The 17,902-nt window shown below is 62.4% G+C and carries 18 protein-coding genes; 10 read left to right on the top strand and 8 right to left on the bottom strand.

Annotated elements, in window-relative coordinates; all coding sequences use genetic code 11:
* Positions 1-144: 144 nt before the first annotated feature.
* Positions 145-1,128, top strand: coding sequence for a zinc-dependent alcohol dehydrogenase family protein (locus ACYZUM_RS08860; protein ID WP_108182553.1), 984 nt, complete (start codon positions 145-147; stop codon positions 1,126-1,128).
* Positions 1,129-1,182: 54 nt separating this feature from the next.
* Here ACYZUM_RS08860 and ACYZUM_RS08855 read toward each other — a convergent pair whose 3' ends face one another.
* Complete coding sequence (locus tag ACYZUM_RS08855) at positions 1,183-2,688, bottom strand: sensor domain-containing diguanylate cyclase (protein WP_108182552.1); 1,506 nt, start codon at positions 2,686-2,688, stop codon at positions 1,183-1,185.
* 402 nt (positions 2,689-3,090) lie between these two features.
* Here ACYZUM_RS08855 and ACYZUM_RS08850 point away from each other — a divergent pair, with 402 nt between their 5' ends.
* Both ACYZUM_RS08850 and ACYZUM_RS08845 read left to right on the top strand, forming a co-directional pair.
* On the top strand, positions 3,091-3,786 hold the full coding sequence (locus ACYZUM_RS08850; RefSeq protein ID WP_047294060.1) for an SDR family NAD(P)-dependent oxidoreductase: 696 nt from the start codon (positions 3,091-3,093) through the stop codon (positions 3,784-3,786).
* Between the two features lie 120 nt (positions 3,787-3,906).
* Positions 3,907-4,896, top strand: coding sequence for an AraC family transcriptional regulator (locus ACYZUM_RS08845; RefSeq protein WP_473061313.1), 990 nt, complete (start codon positions 3,907-3,909; stop codon positions 4,894-4,896).
* A 6-nt stretch (positions 4,897-4,902) separates the two neighbouring features.
* Here the strand turns inward: ACYZUM_RS08845 and ACYZUM_RS08840 are convergent, their stop codons facing one another.
* Positions 4,903-5,316 (bottom strand): cupin domain-containing protein, encoded by a 414-nt coding sequence (locus tag ACYZUM_RS08840; RefSeq protein WP_108182550.1) that lies wholly within the window; start codon positions 5,314-5,316, stop codon positions 4,903-4,905.
* A 301-nt stretch (positions 5,317-5,617) separates the two neighbouring features.
* On the opposite strand from ACYZUM_RS08840, the gene ACYZUM_RS08835 reads away from it, so the two are divergent.
* Complete coding sequence (locus ACYZUM_RS08835; protein ID WP_108182549.1) at positions 5,618-6,652, top strand: alpha/beta fold hydrolase; 1,035 nt, start codon at positions 5,618-5,620, stop codon at positions 6,650-6,652.
* A gap of 25 nt (positions 6,653-6,677) precedes the next feature.
* Here the strand turns inward: ACYZUM_RS08835 and ACYZUM_RS08830 are convergent, their stop codons facing one another.
* From ACYZUM_RS08830 to ACYZUM_RS08810, 5 genes are read right to left on the bottom strand one after another with little or no spacing between them, the layout of a single operon-like run.
* On the bottom strand, positions 6,678-7,700 hold the full coding sequence (locus ACYZUM_RS08830; protein ID WP_108182548.1) for a GlxA family transcriptional regulator: 1,023 nt from the start codon (positions 7,698-7,700) through the stop codon (positions 6,678-6,680).
* Positions 7,701-7,750: 50 nt separating this feature from the next.
* On the bottom strand, positions 7,751-8,872 hold the full coding sequence (locus ACYZUM_RS08825) for an agmatine deiminase family protein (protein WP_108182547.1): 1,122 nt from the start codon (positions 8,870-8,872) through the stop codon (positions 7,751-7,753).
* 47 nt (positions 8,873-8,919) lie between these two features.
* Positions 8,920-10,023, bottom strand: a complete 1,104-nt coding sequence (locus ACYZUM_RS08820; protein ID WP_108182546.1) for an extracellular solute-binding protein — start codon at positions 10,021-10,023, stop codon at positions 8,920-8,922.
* A gap of 2 nt (positions 10,024-10,025) precedes the next feature.
* A complete protein-coding gene (gene aguB / locus ACYZUM_RS08815; RefSeq protein ID WP_108182545.1) occupies positions 10,026-10,934 on the bottom strand; it encodes an N-carbamoylputrescine amidase in 909 nt (302 codons plus the stop codon).
* Between the two features lie 3 nt (positions 10,935-10,937).
* Entirely contained in the window at positions 10,938-11,990 is a 1,053-nt protein-coding gene (locus ACYZUM_RS08810) for an agmatine deiminase family protein (protein WP_108182544.1), read from the bottom strand.
* A gap of 111 nt (positions 11,991-12,101) precedes the next feature.
* Between ACYZUM_RS08810 and ACYZUM_RS08805 the strand changes: the two genes are divergently transcribed.
* Positions 12,102-12,962, top strand: a complete 861-nt coding sequence (locus ACYZUM_RS08805; RefSeq protein ID WP_108182543.1) for a LysR substrate-binding domain-containing protein — start codon at positions 12,102-12,104, stop codon at positions 12,960-12,962.
* On the opposite strand, the gene ACYZUM_RS08800 is transcribed toward ACYZUM_RS08805, so the two are convergent.
* Positions 12,940-13,866 carry a LysR family transcriptional regulator gene (locus ACYZUM_RS08800; protein WP_108182542.1) on the bottom strand — a complete coding sequence of 309 codons (927 nt, stop codon included), beginning with the start codon at positions 13,864-13,866 and terminating at the stop codon, positions 12,940-12,942. The two genes, ACYZUM_RS08805 and ACYZUM_RS08800, sit on opposite strands and share 23 nt — an antisense overlap.
* A gap of 122 nt (positions 13,867-13,988) precedes the next feature.
* On the opposite strand from ACYZUM_RS08800, the gene ACYZUM_RS08795 reads away from it, so the two are divergent.
* From ACYZUM_RS08795 to phnE, 5 genes are all read left to right on the top strand, one after another.
* Positions 13,989-14,381, top strand: a complete 393-nt coding sequence (locus tag ACYZUM_RS08795) for a RidA family protein (protein WP_108182541.1) — start codon at positions 13,989-13,991, stop codon at positions 14,379-14,381.
* Between the two features lie 270 nt (positions 14,382-14,651).
* A complete protein-coding gene (locus ACYZUM_RS08790) occupies positions 14,652-15,515 on the top strand; it encodes a putative selenate ABC transporter substrate-binding protein (protein ID WP_041072554.1) in 864 nt (287 codons plus the stop codon).
* A complete protein-coding gene (locus ACYZUM_RS08785; protein WP_108182540.1) occupies positions 15,512-16,309 on the top strand; it encodes a phosphonate ABC transporter ATP-binding protein in 798 nt (265 codons plus the stop codon). The genes ACYZUM_RS08790 and ACYZUM_RS08785 overlap by 4 nt, the downstream gene beginning before the upstream one ends.
* A complete protein-coding gene (locus ACYZUM_RS08780) occupies positions 16,303-17,130 on the top strand; it encodes a PhnE/PtxC family ABC transporter permease (protein WP_108182539.1) in 828 nt (275 codons plus the stop codon). The genes ACYZUM_RS08785 and ACYZUM_RS08780 overlap by 7 nt, the downstream gene beginning before the upstream one ends.
* Entirely contained in the window at positions 17,127-17,894 is a 768-nt protein-coding gene (phnE, locus tag ACYZUM_RS08775; RefSeq protein ID WP_108182538.1) for a phosphonate ABC transporter, permease protein PhnE, read from the top strand. Before ACYZUM_RS08780 ends, phnE begins: the two co-directional genes overlap by 4 nt.
* Positions 17,895-17,902 lie beyond the last annotated feature (8 nt).

Here is a 17,902-nt window from a genome sequence, read left to right as displayed (position 1 = left end):
ATTCGTCCGTCGATTCTGAAAGCCTGAAACCTGCAAGACTTGATTTAAATCAAGCGCCGTCATCAGTGCTCCGGTTCTATGGGAAACAGACGCTGCAGGAGGGAGCGCAACTCAGCGCTTTCTTGCAACGCGAGGAGAATCATCGTGCGTGCCATGGTCCTGTATTCACCCGGGCAACCGCTGCAATGCGAAGAACGGCCGATCCCCACGCCCAGCGCGCAGCAACTGTTGCTCAGGGTACTGGCTTGCGGGGTGTGTCGTACCGATCTGCACCTGTTCGACGGCGAGTTGCCACAAGCGGTTCTGCCCCGCGTGCCGGGGCATGAAATCGTCGGAGAAGTCATCGCCGCAGGCGCCGATGTGGCCGCTGAATGGATTGGCCGGCGGGTTGGCGTGCCGTGGCTGGGCTGGACCTGCGGCGCATGCGTCTTCTGCCGCTCGGGTCGGGAGAACCTCTGCGATCAGGCGCAGTTCACCGGTTGTCAGCTGGATGGCGGCTATGCCGAATACACCGTCGCCGATCAGCGCTTCTGCTTTGAAATCCCGGACACGCTGAGCGACAGTCAGGCGGCGCCGTTGTTGTGCGCCGGCCTGATCGGCTTTCGCGCCTTGCAAATGGCTCAGGGCGCGCAACACCTGGGGCTGTACGGATTTGGCGCGGCGGCACATCTGGCAATTCAGATTGCCCGCGGTCGCGGGCAACAGGTCTACGCCTTTACCCGAGCGGATGACCACGAAGGCCAGGCCTATGCACGCACCCTCGGCGCCGAATGGGCTGGCCCTTCGGATCAGCCACCGCCCCATGCGCTGGACGCCAGCCTGATCTTTGCGCCCGTCGGGGCGCTGGTGCCACTGGCGCTGTCCGCCACCGTCAAGGGCGGCTGCGTGATTTGCGCCGGCATCCACATGAGCGATATCCCCGCCTTTCCCTATCGTTTGCTGTGGGGCGAACGCAGCGTACGCTCCGTGGCCAACCTGACCCGTGAAGACGGCACCGCGTTTTTTGCGCAGCTGCAGCACACACCCGTGCATTGCGACGTCACCCGATTTGCCCTGGAGGACGCCAATCAGGCGCTGACGTGTCTACGTAGCGGGCACTTCAACGGCGCCGTCGTGCTGACGCCCTGAGACTCTGCGGGAGGCGCCCGACGCCACTGATTGACAACGTCCTGTTCGCCCCCGTCACCACTCGGCCGGTACAAACCGGTTACGTCCCGTCGTCTTGGCGTTATACAGCGCCTGATCGGCCACCTCGATCAAACCTGGCACGTGATCCAGTTGTGCCCCCGATGCTGCCGCAATCCCGATGCTCACGGTCACACGCCCGACCGGGCTGGAGGCGTGCGCAATATGCGCTTGCGCCAGACGATCAAGGATCAGTTGCGCGACGACCGTTGCACCGGCACCGTCGGTGTCCGGCATGATCACCGCCATTTCTTCTCCGCCATACCGCGCCAGCAGATCCGACGGGCGCCGTACGCAACCCTCGAGGATTCTGCCGACCTTCTGCAGACAAGCATCGCCGGCGACATGCCCGAATGAATCGTTGAACAGCTTGAAGTAATCGATATCGATCATCAGCAACGCCAGTGTCGTGCCGTCACGTTGGGCGCGCCGGGCTTCCATGGCGAGGCTCTCATCGAAGCAGCGCCGGTTGGCCAGACCCGTCAAGGCATCCTTCATCGCCAGCAACTCAAGCTGGCGATTGGATGAGAGCAACTGCTGCTGCGTGCCACGCAATTGATCTTCAGCCCTGGTACGCCGGCGGATATCCAGCATCAGGCACCAGCCGATCAGCCCGGTAAGCCCCAGCAATCCCGTGACCACCACAGCCGACAACCAGGCTTCCATGCGCCACGCCGCGAGGGCCTCGCGCTTGCCGAGAGCAACGGTGGTGATCAGCGGCAGCCGGTCGCTCTTGCGGAAGGCGTAAAGCCGCTCGACGCCGTCCAGGCTGGAGGTAAACGACGCGGTGCCGACGGATCGATCGACCAGATACTTCGCATAGATCGGCGACTTGGAAAAGTTGCGCCCCATGTCCTGCTCGCGGAAGGGATAGCGCACAAGCAACGTACCGTCGGTATAAGACAAGCCAATGGCGCCCTCCTGCCCCACATCGATCTTGCCGAACAGGCGCAGAAAGTTTTCGACCCCCAGCGTCACCGCCACCACCCCGGCAAACTCGCCGTGCGCATCGTTGAAACGGCGGCTGACGGTAATCACCCACTCCTGATTGGAGCGGCTCTGGATCGGCGGACCGATAAAGGTCTCGCGGCTCGGATCGTCGCGATGATGGATGAAGTAGGCGCGATCACGGCTGTTGGCCCCGGCCGGAATCGGTCGGTTGGACGACATCAGCCAGCGGCCCTGATTGTCGTAGATGGTGATGCCGCTGAGCTGCGGCATCAGCGGCTCCTGACGGTTGACCAGTGCGCTCAGACGCTGGATCTGCGCGGGGCCACTGCCTTCGGTTTCCAGACGTTCGACGAGTCCGAGCAGCAGCAACGAACTCTGGCGCACGATCCCTTCGGAATACGTCGCCAGCGCCTGGGTCAGGTTCAAGCCATGAACGTTGACTTCCTCCAGCGCACGCTCGCGAGAGGCCAGCACTTTCCATACCGTCAGCGACGCGAGGGAACAGCCGATCACCAACAACAACAGCACTACCAGGCGGGTATCACGCTTCACATCACTACCTTTGGGAAAATCCGGTTTCCGTTCTTGCGGCGGGTCGACCGACTCGATGACTACAGCCGCTTGTCCTTGTCGCGGGCAAGGATACAAGTCGCACGGGCTTGCTGCAGCAACAGAATAGGTGGCGCAAAAAAACACGCCGCAGACTTCAGAAAAGCCATCGCGCCTGGGGAAACGATGACAAGCATGCCAGACCAAACCATCGCCAGGCTTTCAGGACTGGACGGCTGAAGAGCGGCAGAAGCCAACTTTCTGACGCCTGTTTCACGACCCTTGGCCGAAGATTTGCCAAGCAAAAAAAATTGGCACTTTTGCACAACAAGTTGACATCCAAAAGCATGCCACGGGCGACCGATATCATTAGAGTATGCGCCCTTAAAAAGGAAAGGACTCTTGATGACTCAGTCACTCTCACGGCGCGTTGTGGCGATTACCGGCGCCCTGGGGAATCTCGGCGAGACCCTGGCGGACATGGCCGCCGCCCGGGGCGCGGATCTGGTGCTGATCGATCAGGCGACGATTACGCTACCCAGTTCCCATAACCGACTGGTCCTGTCCGGCATCGATCTGACTTCCTTTGCCGATTGCCAGGACGTCGCCCACCAGATCAATCGCTACTTCGGGCGCCTCGATGCATTGGTAAACGGCGCTGGCGGTTACGCGTGGGAGCCATTGCTCGGTGGTGCGATAGAGGCTTGGGATCGGCTCTACTCGCTGAACCTGCGAACCGCCTTGAATGCCAGCAAAGCCCTGCTGCCATTGCTGCTGCAATCCTCGGCGGGGCGCATCGTCAATATCGGCGCGAGCATGGCGGCCAGGGCCGGACTGGGGATGGGTGCTTACGCTGCGTCGAAATCCAGCGTACTGCGCCTGACCGAAAGCCTCGCCGAAGAGCTCAAGGACATGAGCATCACGGTCAATGCCGTGCTACCGAGCGTGCTCGACACCCCGCAAAACCGTGAGGCCATGCCCGACGCCGAGCACCAGCGCTGGGTGACACCCGCGCAGCTGGCGGCGGTCATTCTGTTTCTGATTTCGGAACAGGCGTCTGCGGTCACCGGCACCGGCATTCCGGTGATCGGGCGCATGTAGGGTCTACTGACGCCGCGCGCCTTGGCGACGTCGCTTTCTTCACCTTTCGGAAAAGCAAGATCACCGGATGACCGGACTTCCCCTCCCCCCATGCGACCCGCCACTTCCAGCGCTGCTTTCGTGAACCACGTCCTTGATGTCGCCGAGCAACACGGCTGCGATGGCGACTGGCTGTTGCAGCAGACCGGACTCTCACGCGAGCAGTTGTCCGATTCGATTGTGCGCATTCCCATGCGCCAACTGCGGACCTTGCTGGAACTGGCGGCGCGCAGCAGCAACCTGCCGCATTTCGGTCTGCTGGTCGGCGCCGCCGTGCGCCCCGGCACCTACGGCGTACTGGGTTACGTGCTGATGACCAGTGCGACGCTCGGCGAGTCGCTGAACATGATTCTGCGGTTCGGCAAGATCGTTTACGACAGCCCGTCCAGCCAGACCCGGATCGTCATCGGCGACGGCCGCGTGACCCTCGAAGACCAACGCATCAGTGAGCTGGAGCCTTACTGCGCCCTGCATCAGGAAACGTTAATGGCCGGCTGGGCGGCGTTCGGCCGCTGGTTGATCGCCAGTAACTCGCCGATGCTGGAGGTCAGAATGAGGCACCCGGCGCTCGGCGAGCCGGCACTCTACGAAGCGATTTTTGGTTGTCCGGTGCAGTTCGAAGCCGGGAGCAACGCGCTGGTGTTCGCCGAATCGACCCTCTCGTCACGCATCCAGGGCGCCGACCCACGCATGCATCGCAGCATGCTGCTGGAGGCCGACTGGCAGCTCTGTCTGTCGTACCCGGCATTTTCCGTGACCGACCGCTTGCGTGCCTTGCTCACCGAACAGTTGCCGACCGGCGATTTCAGCTTGAAAAGCCTGGCCCGGCAGCTGGCGATTTCGCCGCGCACCTTGCAGCGAAAACTGGCGGCGGAAGGGGAAAACTTCAATCAGGTGCTGGAAACCATGCGCATGGAACTGGCCGACCATTACCTGCGCCGCACCGAGACCAGCATCATGAACATCGCCCTGATGCTGGGTTACTCGCAGGCCAGTTCTTTCAGCCATTCCTTCCGTCAGGCTCGCGGGATTTCGCCGGTGGATTACCGCAAGTTGCTGCGCGCCAGATAAGCCCGATCACGGCTTCAGTTGCAGCAGCGGCTGACCCTTTTTCACCACATAGGTCGCCAGTTCCACGCCTTGGTCCTGACCGACGTTCCTCGCCACATGAGCAACACCTGCCGGGATGAACAGTGAGTCGCCGGCCTTTAGCGTGACCGCCGGGCGCCCCTCCAGTTGATACTCCAGCGTGCCGCTGAGCACGTGCGCCACTTCGACACCCGGATGCGCATGCCGCGGCGCGGTGACACCCGGGTCGAAATCGATACGTGCCTGTATCACCTCGCGATCCGCGTCGCCCAGGTCCTGACGAATCAGGTCGGTACGGCTCAAGCCCTGCTGCCAGCTCATGGCTTGAGCGTCCGCCGCTTGCACCAGATCGGTGAATGAAATCAGTGCGGCCACAGTGGCCAGAATCAGTGTGCGTTGCATGCAGTTGCCCTCTCGACAGTGGTGGTGTGAAGGCCTGCACTGTGACTGCCGGGTGTAGCGGCCATGTGTCGAAAAACCCGGGGTTGGTCTCGCTGTGTATCGTGCGCAACGCCGAATACACGGCCATACAAAGCACACCGGCTGTGTATCTCAGTGTGTACAGACGCCCCGGCGATACATGAACTTGAATCACCGCGCTTTTTCGACATGGGCCAGATACGTCCCGGCGTTCAAATGCCTGCAAGGTTTGGCGGGTTCAGCCCGCACCTGCCCCCGACAGGATTGCCAAGGAGACTTCAGCATGAAAAACGCAGCATTCAACCGTATGCACATCTTCGCCGTGGCGCTGTTCGGCGCGCTGGCGGCGACTCAAATGCCAACGGCCGCCGCCGCGCAGCCGGCACCCGGCGACCACCGCGTCAGCTATGCCGCCCCCTCGCCGTTCGGCCCGCTCAAGCATGTGCAGGCCGGCCTGCTGGATGTGGCCTACGCCGAAACCGGTCCGGCGCAGGGGCCGGTGGTGATTCTGCTGCACGGCTGGCCGTACGACATTCACAGTTATGACGGGGTCGCGCCATTGCTCGCCGCCAAGGGTTATCGGGTGTTGATGCCGTATGCGCGGGGGTATGGCGACACGCATTTCCTCTCGGACCAGACACTGCGCAACGGTCAACCGGCGGCACTGGCCAGCGACGTGGTCGACTTCATGGATGCACTGAATATCCAGCAAGCGGTGCTCGGTGGTTACGACTGGGGCGCGCGTTCGGCGGACATCGTTTCGGCGTTGTGGCCAGAGCGGGTCAAGGCATTGGTCTCGGTCAGCGGCTACCTGATCGGCAATCAGGCTGCCGGGCAGAATCCATTGCCGCCCAAGGCCGAATTGCAGTGGTGGTATCAGTTCTACTTTGCCACCGAACGAGGCCGTGACGGCTACCGGAAAAACACCCACGACTTCGCCAAACTGATCTGGCAGCTCGCCTCGCCGAAGTGGGCGTTCGATGACGCCACGTTCGACCGCAGCGCCAAAGCGCTGGAGAACCCCGATCACGTCGCGATCACCGTGTTCAACTACCGCTGGCGTCTGGGCCTGGTGCAGGGCGAACCGCAGTACGCGGCGCTGGAACAGAAACTCGCCAGCGCCCCGTCGATCAGCGTGCCGACCATCACCCTCGAGGGCGATGCCAACGGCGCGCCGCACCCGGCGCCCGAGGATTACGCCAAGCGTTTCACCGGCAAGTACCAGTTCCGCCTGATCAACGGCGGCATCGGCCACAACCTGCCGCAGGAAGATCCGCAGGCGTTTGCTCAGGCGGTGATCGACGCCGATCACCTCTGAGACCGAAGGCAGAAAACGCCACGGTCTATTTGACCAGGCGTTTTTCCCTGGACGGTCGATAACCGAAAAACGCGCTGTAGCACTTGCTGAAATGGCTCGGCGAAACGAAACCACAGGCCACCAGCACTTCCATCTGCGACAGCTCGGTGTGCTGCAACAGGCGCCGGGCTTCAGTGATGCGCAATTCCAGGTAATAGCGTTGCGGCGTGGTGCCCAACTGCTCCTTGAACAAACGCTCCAGCTGTCGCCGCGAGCGCCCGGCGTACACCGCCAGTTGCTCCAGCTCCAGCGGCTCTTCGAGGTTGGCGTCCATCAGCTTGACCACCTCGCGCAACGGTGCACTGACGCAAAGGTTTTCATCCGGTTTGATCCGCCGATACCGCGACTCCTCGAACGCCAGGATGTCCTCGATACCTTCGACCAGCGCCTTGCCGTGCAGGCCCTTGATCCAGTCCAGCGCCATATGGAAAGCCCCGGACGGACTCGCCGCCGTGAGCCGGTCGCGATCGATCACATAAGGCTCGCTGCTGACCTGGGTGGCCTTGGCAATTTCCGTGAGCGCCGGACGGTGTTCCGGATGAATCGCGCAACGGTAACCATCGAGCAGGCCGGCGCGGCCGAGAAACCACGCACCGTTCCACAAACCGGCCAGACTGACCCCGCGCTCCGGCGCCGAGCGCAGCAGGCTGATCAACTCCTCGCTCGCCTTCAGCTCAGTGCGGTAGCCGCCGCACACCACCAGCAAGTCCAGATCCGCAAGGCTGGCGGCGTCAATCCGCGCATCCGGGCGAATCACCAACCCCAGGTCGCTGATCACCTCACCCTCGCCCAGCCCGAACGTGCGCGAGCTGAACAGTCCGGCGCGCAACAGGTTGGCGGTGATGATCGTGTCCAGCGCCTGGGTGAAGGCCGGCAGCGAAAAATGCTCCAGCAACAGAAAACCGGTGCGGGTGATGCGGGTCTCGGCGGCTTGCTCATTCAGATAGCGGAGGTTTTTGCCCTTCATGCCTCCGCTGAATTGACGTCGTTCGATCAAGGTCTGGCCCATCGGTCATGTTGTTATGCGCCGATAGTTGGCTTGATGGGCCAAAGAGTCAATCACGCTTGCGGCTGATGACTGGTCACGCAGTGAATCCCGCCGCCACCGGCAGCGATCGCATCGATGTTCAGCAGCTCGACTTTGCGCTCCGGGTACAGCTTCGACAACAAGTCGCAAGCCTTCTGATCGGCTGCCTTGTCGCCGAATTCCGGGGCGATGATCGCGCCGTTGATTACGAAGTAGTTGATGTAACCGGCGGCGAAGTCCGGGTTGTTCTGGTTGAACTTGCTTTTGCGCGGCTTGAGCGGAGGCGAAATCGTGTGGATCTGCAGCGGGCGACCGTCAGCGTCGGTGGCTTTCTTGAGAATTTCCAGGTGCGCCAGCGTGACCTGGTGATCGTAGGACTGCGGGTCGGTGTCGAGGTTGACGATCACCACGCCGGGCCTGACGAACCGCGCATAGAAATCAACGTGGGCGTCGGTGATGTCTTTGCCCTTGATCCCCGGCAGCCAGATGATTTTGCGCAGGCCCAGGCGCTCCTTCAATTCAGCCTCGACATCGGCCTTGCTCCAGCCGGGATTGCGGTTGCTGTTGATCCAGCTGCTTTCGGTCATGATCCCGGTGCCGTGGCCGTCGACTTCGATGCCGCCACCCTCGCCCACCAGCTCGCTGCGCAGGTATGTCGCCTGTGCATCGGCGGCCACTCGCGCGGCGATTTTCGCGTCCTTGTTATGCCGCTGCTTGTTGCCCCAACCGTTGAAATTGAAGTCCACGGCGCCGAGTCCGCCCTTGTCGTCGATGACGAAATTGGCGCCGATGTCGCGCATCCAGATATCGTCGAGCGCGGCGGTCACGTAGGTGACGTTGCCGGTGCCGCAATACTCTTCGGCGAGGCTGCGTTCGCCACTGCGACATAACACCGTGACTGGTTCATAACGGGCAATGGTGCGGGCAATCCGGCCCAGCGCTGCCTGCACATCCGCGGTGAAATCTTCCCAGATCGCTTCCTGTGCGCCGAAAGCGATGAAGGCGCGCTCATGCGGGTCGCCCTCGTCGGGCATGAACCAATCCCCCGTGCTGGCCGCCAGCAGTTTGCCGGGTGCCAGGCCAAGGCCCATGACCGCGGCGCTGATACCTGCAGCGACCGATACCTGTTTGATGAACTCACGACGCGTCGACATAACGGGCTTTCCTGAAAGGGGCCGGCGACCGGGCGCCGGCCGTTGAATCATGGGTGGGTGGCGGTTTTGAATTTGGTCCAGGTGCGCATGCGGGCGCGCATATCAGCCTGAGGAATGTCCTTGCCCGGGATCAATCGAGCATAGGTCGCCTCGTCAAGGTAGATGTCCGGGTTATTGCGCATCGCCGCGTCGACGCTGGCCCGTGCCTTGGCGTTGGAAGTCGGGTAACCGGTGAAATTACTGATCGCCGCCATGTTCTCCGGGCGCATCACGAAGTTGATGAAGGCGTAGGCGTATTCCGGGTGTTGCGCATCGACCGGAATCGCCATGGTGTCCATCCACACCGTGGTGCCTTCGCGCGGGATGCGGTACTCGAAGCGGGTGCTCTTGCCAGCGCTGTCCGAGGTGCGCTGGGCCTGGGTCATGTCGCCGCTGTAACCCAGCGACAGGCACAGGTTGCCGTTGACCAGATCGGTCACCGGTTGCGACTGAAACTTGCGCACGTACGGTCGCAGCTTCATCAGCACCTCACTGGCCGCCGCCAGATCCGCCGGTTTCGCGCTGCGCGGGTCTCGGCCCAGATAATTGAGCACGACTGCCAGCACTTCATCCGGCGAGTCGATCAACGAAATGCCACAGTCGGCAAACTTCGCGGCCAGCTCCGGTTTGAACAGCATGTCCAGGCTATTGACGGGGGCATCGGCCATGCGCTGTTTGATCTGCGCTGCGTTGTAAGTCAGGCCGATGGTGCCCCAGGTGTAGGGCACGGTGGCCTGGCTGGAATGTTCGTAATGGCTGCGCAGTTTCTGCAAACCGGGCTCGATGTCGGCCAGCGCTGTCAGCTTCGATTGATCCAGCGGCATCAGGCTGCCGGCACGCATCAGGCGCTCGGCCACGGTGTCGCCGGGGAAAATCAGGTCATAGCCGCTGCCACCTGAAAGCATCTTCGCTTCGAGGGTTTCACTGCCGTCCATGACGTCGTAGATCACCTTGATCCCGGTTTCGGCGGTGAAGCGGCTCAGGGTGTCTTCGGCAAAATAATCGGCCCAGTTGTACAGCCGCAGGGTTTTGTCCTCGGCATGCAGCGACGGGATCACGCAAATCAATGTCAAGCCCAGAACACCGAGCAGTCGTTGGTGGTGCGAAGCCATGTTCAAACCCCTTGAGTGGTCCAGCGTGCGTGAAGGTGTTGGCCGTCCTGACTGAGCAGCGCGCCATACATGTCCGGGCGCCGGTCGCGGTAAATGCCCCAGCTCAGGCGCTCTTCGCGCATCGCGTCGAGATCGAGGCTGTGCACCAGCACGCCAGTGCTGTCGCGGTCGGCTTCGGCCAGCAACTTGCCCTTGTGATCGCTGATGAACGACGAACCGTAGAAGTTCATCTGCAGCGCCTGATCGGTGCTCGCCACTTCTCGCCCGACCCGGTTGGCCGCCACCACCGGCAGCAGGTTGGCGGCGGCATGGCCGCGCATGGTCATCTGCCAATGGTCGCGAGAGTCCAGCGCCGCGCAACCCGGCTCGGAGCCGATAGCCGTGGGAAACAGCAACACTTCAGCGCCCATCAGCGCCAGACAACGCGCGGTCTCGGGAAACCATTGATCCCAGCAGATGCCCACGCCGAGGCGGCCGAACGCGGTGTCCCAGACTTTGAAGCCGCTGTCGCCGGGGCTGAAATATTCCTTCTCCTGATAGCCGATGGCGTTGGGGATGTGGGTCTTGCGATACACCCCCGACAGACGCCCGTCGGCATCGGCCACGCTCAGCGAATTGAAGTAGGCATTGCCAGCCTTTTCGAACCAGCTCAGCGGCAGCACCACGCCCAGCTCTTTGGCCAGCGCGGCGAAACGCTGCAGCAGGCGGCTGTCGCGATACTCTTCGGCCAGCGCCAGATGTTTGTGGCTCTGTTCGATGCAGAAATACGGGGTGGCGAACAGCTCCTGCAACAGGATCACCTGCGCGCCCTTCGCGGCGGCCTCACGCACCAGTTGCTCGGCCTGATCGAGGTTGCGCGGCAGGTCCCAGGTGCACGGCATCTGAGTGGTGGCGATGGTCAGATGGCTCATCGCTCAACCCTCCACTGGCCAGGCGGGTTGCTGCTGGGTGATGCAATGCACCCCGCCGCCGCCATGGGCCAGATGATTGATGCGCACCGGCACCACTTCGCGTCCGGGGAAGGCCTGCGCCAGCACTTTCGCCGCCGCCTCGTCGGCCTCGATGCCGTAGGCCGGCATGATGATCGCGCCGTTGGCGATGTAGAAATTGGTGTACGAAGCGCAGAACACTTCGGCTTCGGTATCCACGGCTTCGCTGGCTTCGAACAGTTCGATCAGCTCGAACTTGCGCCCCTGAGCGTCGGTCGCCAGCTCCAGAGCGCGGCGGTTTTCGCGCACCACTTCGGCGTACACCGAGTGCTGGTCGTGGGTCGCATCCACCAGCAACACACCGGGACGGGCGAAGGCGCAGACGCCATCGACGTGGCCATCAGTCATGTCGCCGGTGACGTAATCAGGATCGCCCGGCAGCCAGATGGTTTTCTTCACGCCGAGCAAGCGACTGAAGATTTCTTCCATTTCAGCCTTGCCGATGTCCGGGTTGCGATTGGGATTGAGCAACACCGACTCGGTGGTGATGAGCGTCCCCTCGCCATCAACGTGAATCGCCCCGCCTTCGTTGCTCAACGGCGTGCCAAAGCATTCCAGCCCCAGGTGATTGAGTGCACGGCGTGCCAGGCTTTCGTCCAGCTCGTGCGCCGACTTGCCGCCCCAGGCATTGAAGCGCCAGCTGACACCGGCCAGTCCTTGTTGCGGGTGGCAGACAAAGCTCGGGCCAGAGTCGCGGCACCAGCTGTCGTTGACCGCCAACGGGATCAGCTCGATGTTCGGTCCGCACAGCGCTTTGGCGCTCGCTAGCGCCGACGGATCGACGACCATTTTCACCGGCTCGAAACGGGCGATGGCGTTGGCGACTCGGGCGAAATCCTCTTGCACCTGCGGCAAAGTCACACGCCATCCCGATTCCCACAGCGCCTGATTGTGCGGCCAGACCATCCAGGTGGCAGCGTGGGTGGCCCACTCCGCCGGCATCATCCAAGCGCTGTTTTTATTGTCATTGTGCTGCATGATAAGTCTCGTAAGTTAAGCCAATGTGTTCACGCCGACCATGCTACGGACGCGCAAACAGGCAAACAAACGATGGATTTTGCGCAGAAATGATTAGAGGAACTTATCTATATGCTTAAACACTGGCCACCGCTCAGCTCTCTGCGCGGCTTCGAAGCGGCAGCTCGCCTCGGCAGTTTTCACAAGGCTGCCGATGAGTTGCACCTCACCCAATCGGCAATCAGCCAGCAGATCCGCAGCCTTGAGGCGTACCTCGAACAGCCGCTGTTTTTTCGCAGCGGACGCAGCGTCGCCCTGACCGATGCCGGCCACGATTTGCTCAGCACTACTCAGGCGATGTTGCAGCAACTGGCGGTCGGCATCCGGCGTCTGGGGCAATACCAGAAGCCCAATCAACTGGTGCTCAACACCACGCCAGCCTTCGCCCGACATTGGTTGTTGCCGCGTCTGGCGGATTTTCGCGCTCGATATCCAGAGGTGGACCTGTGGATCTACAGCACCGATGAAGTGCCGGACATGGCCACGCAAACCATCGATCTGGCAGTGCGCGACGACATCAGCTCGCAGGCTGAATGCAGCTTCAAGGTGCTGCATGCCGACCGCCTGTTTCCGGCGTGTCATCCAAGCGTTTTGGCGCAGCCTGCCGCGCAGCGCACCACCCTCCACGGTGAGCGGGAAATGGACTGGAGCCATTGGGCAGTGGAAGCCGGGGTCGATGTCGGGCAGCAGGATCAGGGGCTGAATTTTTCCGATCCGGGCTTGTTGCTCGATGCCGCTGCGGCGGGGTTGGGGATCGCGCTGGTCAGTCAGTTGCTCAGCCACCAGGCGCAGCAAAACGGACTGTTGCTGCCCCTGGTGGAGCAAACCATTCGCGGCCCGAACTGGGCGCTGCTGACCCATCGCGACAGCGAGAATGACCCGATGGCGCGATGCTTCAGTGAATGGCTGATCAATCAACTTGGCGAGTCATGAGCGGCGCATGTTGCGCCATCAGCTCGACGATCCAGTCAATGAACACCCGCAGCTTCAGGCTGACATGCCGGTTCGGCGGGTACGCCACGTAGAGCGGCATCGGCTCGAGTTGCCAGTCCTCGAACAGCGGCACCAACTCGCCCCGAGCCTGATGTGCGTGCGACATGTACCTGGGTAACCACAGCACGCCCATGCCGGCCAGACCTGCCGCAAGGTAAGCGTTGCCGTCATCGACGGCGAGTACGTGGCGGCCCTTGATCTGCAGGTGTTCGCTGCCATTGTGCAAGGCGTAAGGCACGGGTTTGCCGGTGCGCGCCCAGAGAAAGCCGACCACCCGATGATGGGAGTCTTCCAGCTCGCGGGGATGCTGCGGCGTGCCGGCGCGGGCCAGGTAAGTGGGCGCGGCGAAGACACCGAGTTGCAGGTCGGCTACCCGCCGGGCCATCAGTGACTGGTCGAGCAATTCACCGCCGCGCACCACGCAATCGACGTTCTCATCGATGATGTCGACGATGCGGTCACTGACCCCCATGTCGATCTGAATATCCGGATAACGCGCGTGAAACTCAGGCAATGCCGGCATCAGAATCAGTCTCGCCAGCGGGCTCGGCACATCGACGCGCAAGCGCCCTCTGGGCAATGCCGAGGCGCCGGACAAACTGGTTTCGGCGTCGTCCATGTCGGCCAACAGTTTGATCACTCGCTCGTAATAGATCGCACCGTCGGCCGTGACGTTGACCTTGCGCGTGGTGCGGTTGAGCAACTTGACCCGCAGCCGTGCCTCCAACTGCTGCACCAGCTGCGTCACCGTGGTCTTGCTCATGTGCAAAGTCTCGGCAGCCTTGGTGAAACTGCCCGCCTCGACCACCCGGGCGAACGCCTGCATTGCATCGAAACGGTCCACTTCGCGCCCTCTGATTGTTTGGAAAATGCAAACAGTGAACGCCAAGGTTGCGCGTTTATCCCCCTTACGCAAGCCCCTAAAGTCACTCCATCAACAACCACCAAACAATGATGGAGACACCCATGACCCAACGCGACGTCGTTTTCCCGCCTGCCCGCCATGCACTTTATGAGCGTCATCGCTATTCACCGGCCATTCGTTCCAATGGCTTTCTGTTCGTCTCCGGGCAAGTCGGCAGCCGTGAAGACGGTTCGCCCGAGCCGGATCTGCAGGATCAGGTGCGCCTGGCGTTCAACAACCTCAATGCGATCCTTGAGGCCGCCGGTTGCAGCTTCGCCGACGCGGTGGACGTCACGGTGTTCATGATTGATCCGCAAGCGACCTTCGAAACCATCTGGGCCGTGGTCCCGGAATTCTGGGGCAGCGCGCCGTATCCGACGATCACTGCGGTCGGCGTGACCTGGCTGGCCGGGTTTCAGTTCGAGATCAAGGTGATTGCCAGAATCCCCGTGTAGGAGCTGCGGCACGCTGCGATCTTTTGATCTTCAATCGAAATGTAAAGATCGCAGCCTCGTTTCACTCGACAGCTCCTACAGGTGTTTTCGTGGTGACAGCGGCAGTGGGCTGCAGGAAATGTGGAGCAAAACATCGCCGGACAAGCGCGCTGGCCTTTCACGGCGCGGCTGCGTATAACCTGGCCGTTTCGTCTAACCTGATTGAGCGCCCGCGCGCGACACCGCGCCCGGTGGCGCTTAGAATGCGACGCTCATGAAACGGAGATTTCCATGCTCAAACGAACCCTGGCACTGACTGCTGGTCTGGCCCTGTCTTTTTCTGCTTTGGTGGCGCATGCCGCCGATGTGTTGCGGGTCAGTGCAATTCCCGATGAAGCCCCGACCGAATTGCTGCGCAAATTCGAACCACTGGGGGCCTATCTGGAGCAGCAACTGGGCATGAAAGTGCAGTTCGTTCCGGTGGCCGACTACCCGGCAGTGGTTGAAGCGCTGGCGACCGATCGCCTCGACATGGCCTGGCTGGGCGGTTTCACTTTCGTTCAGGCACGCCTGAAGACCGACGCCACCACCCCGGTGATCCCGCTGGTGCAGCGCGAGCAGGATGCGCAGTTCACCAGCAAGTTCATCACTGCCGACCCGAACGTGAAGAGCCTGGCCGACCTCAAGGGCAAGACCTTCGCCTTCGGCTCCGTGTCGTCGACCTCCGGCAGCCTGATGCCGCGTTACTTCATGCTCAAGAACGACAACATCAAGCCTGAAGCCTATTTCAGCCGCGTCGCCTACTCCGGTGCGCACGACGCCACCGTCGCCTGGGTTCAGGCCGGCAAGGTCGATGCCGGTGTGCTGAACGCCAGCGTCTGGCAGAAACTGGTGGACGCCGGCAAAGTTGATACCAGCAAGGTGCACGTGTTCGCCACGACCCCGGCCTACTTCGATTACAACTGGACCGTGCGCGGCACCCTCGACCCGGCGCTGGCAGCGAAGATCAAGAAAGCCTTCCTCGACCTCGACCCGGCCAACCCGGAGCAGAAGAAGATTCTTGATCTGCAGGCGGCCAGCCGTTTCATCGACACCAAGCCCGAGAACTACAAGGGCATCGAGGAAGCTGCTCGCGCCGCCGATCTGTTGAAATGACCCTGAGCCTCAAACAAGGCCGCCTGCACCACGCCAATGGGGTCGACGCACTACGTGGAGTCGATCTGCAGATTGCGGCGGGTGAACAGGTGGCGATCATCGGTCCGTCCGGGGCCGGTAAATCCAGCCTGTTGAACCTGCTCGCCACCGCGTTGCGCCCCAGCAGCGGTGAAATCGAGGTGCTGGGTGAACGCCCCTGGCACCTTTCCGCCCGCCAACGGCAACGTCTGCGCGCACGAATTGGCCTTGTGCATCAGGCCCCACCGCTGCCGCCGCGCCAGCGTGTGGTGACGGCGGTACTGGCCGGCAAGCTCGGGCAGTGGAGTCTGGGCAAGAGCCTGCTCAATCTGCTGCATCCGACGGATATTCCCGGTGCCCGTGCCGCCCTCGCCCGCCTGGATCTGGGCGACAAACTCTTCGCTTACTGCCAGCAATTGTCCGGCGGCCAATTGCAGCGCGTAGGCATTGCCCGGGTGCTGTATCAGGCACCGGAGATTCTGCTGGCGGACGAACCGGTGTCGGCGATGGACCCGGTGCTCGCCGGGCACACCCTGTCGATCCTCTCCCAGCACGCGCGGGCGCATAACGTCACGCTGGTGGCGAGCCTGCATGCGGTGGAGCTGGCGCTGGCGCACTTTCCGCGCATCATCGGCTTGCGCGACGGCCAGATCCTGTTTGACAGCCCTGCCGAGCAGGTCAGCCGCGAAATGCTCGACACGCTGTACGCCAATGAGCAATTGCAAAGCCCGACGACGCCCAGTGCGCCGCTGATTGTGCAGATCCCGCGATGCTGACGGCTGATTCCCGCGACCCGGCCGCCGCGCCGCGACTGCTGCTGACCCTGCTGGCGATTGCCCTGCTATGGCCGGGCATCCAGCTCAGCGAACTGGACCTTGGCGTGCTGCTGCACAGCGACAGCCAGACCGAAATGGGCCGCTTCATCTCCGGGTTCTGGCCTCCGGCGCACGACCACGATTTTCTCCAGTTACTGCTCAAGGCGACCCTGCAAACCCTGGCCATCGCCACCGCCGGCATGGCGTTGGCGTTGCTGCTGGCGGTGCCGGCCAGCCTGATAGCCAGCCGCGCGCTGTCGTTGTCGGCGGCGTCCCGCAGCGGCATTCCCAGTCGGCTCGGGCGCTTGCTGCGTTGGCCGGTGCGCGGACTGCTGATCTTCTTGCGCAGCGTGCCGGAAATCGTTTGGGCGCTGCTGTTCGTGCGTGCTGTCGGCCTCGGCCCGGCGGCGGGTGTACTGGCGATCGCAATCACCTACAGCGGCATGCTCGGCAAGGTCTACGCGGAGATTTTCGAGTCCACCGACCAACGCCCGGCGCATGCCTTGATGCAGGCCGGCAGCGGACGACTCGCGGCGTTCGCCTACGGGATTCTGCCGAATGTCGCGGCGGAGCTGCTGTCGTACACGGTGTATCGCTGGGAGTGCGCGATTCGTGCCTCGGTGGTGATGGGGTTTGTTGGCGCTGGTGGCCTCGGCCAGCAGATCGACCTGTCGCTGCGCATGTTCGCCAGCGGTGAAGTGGCGAGCATGTTGCTGACCTTCCTGATTCTGGTGCTCGGTGCCGACCAACTCAGCCGCCTGCTGCGCTGGAGGCTGACATGAATCGCCTGATCAATCTGCTGCTGATCGTCGTGATTGGCGTCGCGGTGATCGCCTCGTTCGGCTACCTCGAACTCGACCTCGGCGAACTGGGCGGCGCCACCAGCCTCAAGCAAATGGCCGCGTATGCACAACGTTTTCTCAGCCCGGACCTGAGCGCCACGCATTTGCAGGCGATCCTCAAGGGCGCGCTGGAAACCCTCGCCATGTCGGCCCTCGGCACCCTGCTCGCGGCAGTGTTCGGCATTCTCGTCGCGCTGCCTGCGGCCGGGCGTTTCGGCTGGCCGCTGCAAAGCGCCTCGCGCCTGTTGCTTAACGGTTTGCGGGCGATTCCGGAACTGGTGTGGGCGGCGCTGATGGTGCTCGCCGCCGGCCTCGGCCCGAACGCCGGCACCCTGGCGCTGGCCCTGCACACCACCGGCGTGCTCGGTCGACTGTTCGCCGAAGCGCTGGAGAATACCCCGCCAGAACCGGCCGAAGCGATCCGCTTGCAGGGCGGCAATCCCGTGCTTGCCTTCTGCTACGGCACCCTGCCCAACCTCGCCCCGCAATTGCTCGCCTATTGCCTGTATCGCTGGGAAAACAACATCCGCATGGCCAGCGTGCTGGGCTTCGTCGGGGCCGGTGGTTTGGGGCAGATGCTGTATGTCAGCCTCAGCCTGTTTCAGGAAGCGCAGGCGAGCACGGTGATTCTGGCGATGCTGATTCTGGTGCTGGGCGTGGATTCGCTGAGTGCCTGGAGCCGGCAGCGCTGGGTCAAGGCCTGACAGGCAAG

The sequence above is a fragment of the Pseudomonas sp. m6p genome, assembly GCF_055760375.1.
The sequence above is the reverse complement of the archived record's forward strand: the minus strand, read 5'-3'. Positions and strand labels throughout refer to the sequence as shown.

Coding starts and splice junctions, on each gene's coding strand:
- ACYZUM_RS08785 (WP_108182540.1), top strand. CDS start 15,512: ATGACCCTGAGCCTCAAACAAGGCCGCCTGCACCACGCCAATGGGGTC.
- ACYZUM_RS08790 (WP_041072554.1), top strand. CDS start 14,652: ATGCTCAAACGAACCCTGGCACTGACTGCTGGTCTGGCCCTGTCTTTT.
- ACYZUM_RS08805 (WP_108182543.1), top strand. CDS start 12,102: ATGCTTAAACACTGGCCACCGCTCAGCTCTCTGCGCGGCTTCGAAGCG.
- ACYZUM_RS08820 (WP_108182546.1), bottom strand. CDS start 10,023: ATGGCTTCGCACCACCAACGACTGCTCGGTGTTCTGGGCTTGACATTG.
- ACYZUM_RS08810 (WP_108182544.1), bottom strand. CDS start 11,990: ATGCAGCACAATGACAATAAAAACAGCGCTTGGATGATGCCGGCGGAG.
- aguB (WP_108182545.1), bottom strand. CDS start 10,934: ATGAGCCATCTGACCATCGCCACCACTCAGATGCCGTGCACCTGGGAC.
- ACYZUM_RS08780 (WP_108182539.1), top strand. CDS start 16,303: ATGCTGACGGCTGATTCCCGCGACCCGGCCGCCGCGCCGCGACTGCTG.
- ACYZUM_RS08795 (WP_108182541.1), top strand. CDS start 13,989: ATGACCCAACGCGACGTCGTTTTCCCGCCTGCCCGCCATGCACTTTAT.
- ACYZUM_RS08825 (WP_108182547.1), bottom strand. CDS start 8,872: ATGTCGACGCGTCGTGAGTTCATCAAACAGGTATCGGTCGCTGCAGGT.
- phnE (WP_108182538.1), top strand. CDS start 17,127: ATGAATCGCCTGATCAATCTGCTGCTGATCGTCGTGATTGGCGTCGCG.
- ACYZUM_RS08840 (WP_108182550.1), bottom strand. CDS start 5,316: ATGCAACGCACACTGATTCTGGCCACTGTGGCCGCACTGATTTCATTC.
- ACYZUM_RS08835 (WP_108182549.1), top strand. CDS start 5,618: ATGAAAAACGCAGCATTCAACCGTATGCACATCTTCGCCGTGGCGCTG.
- ACYZUM_RS08830 (WP_108182548.1), bottom strand. CDS start 7,700: ATGGGCCAGACCTTGATCGAACGACGTCAATTCAGCGGAGGCATGAAG.
- ACYZUM_RS08850 (WP_047294060.1), top strand. CDS start 3,091: ATGACTCAGTCACTCTCACGGCGCGTTGTGGCGATTACCGGCGCCCTG.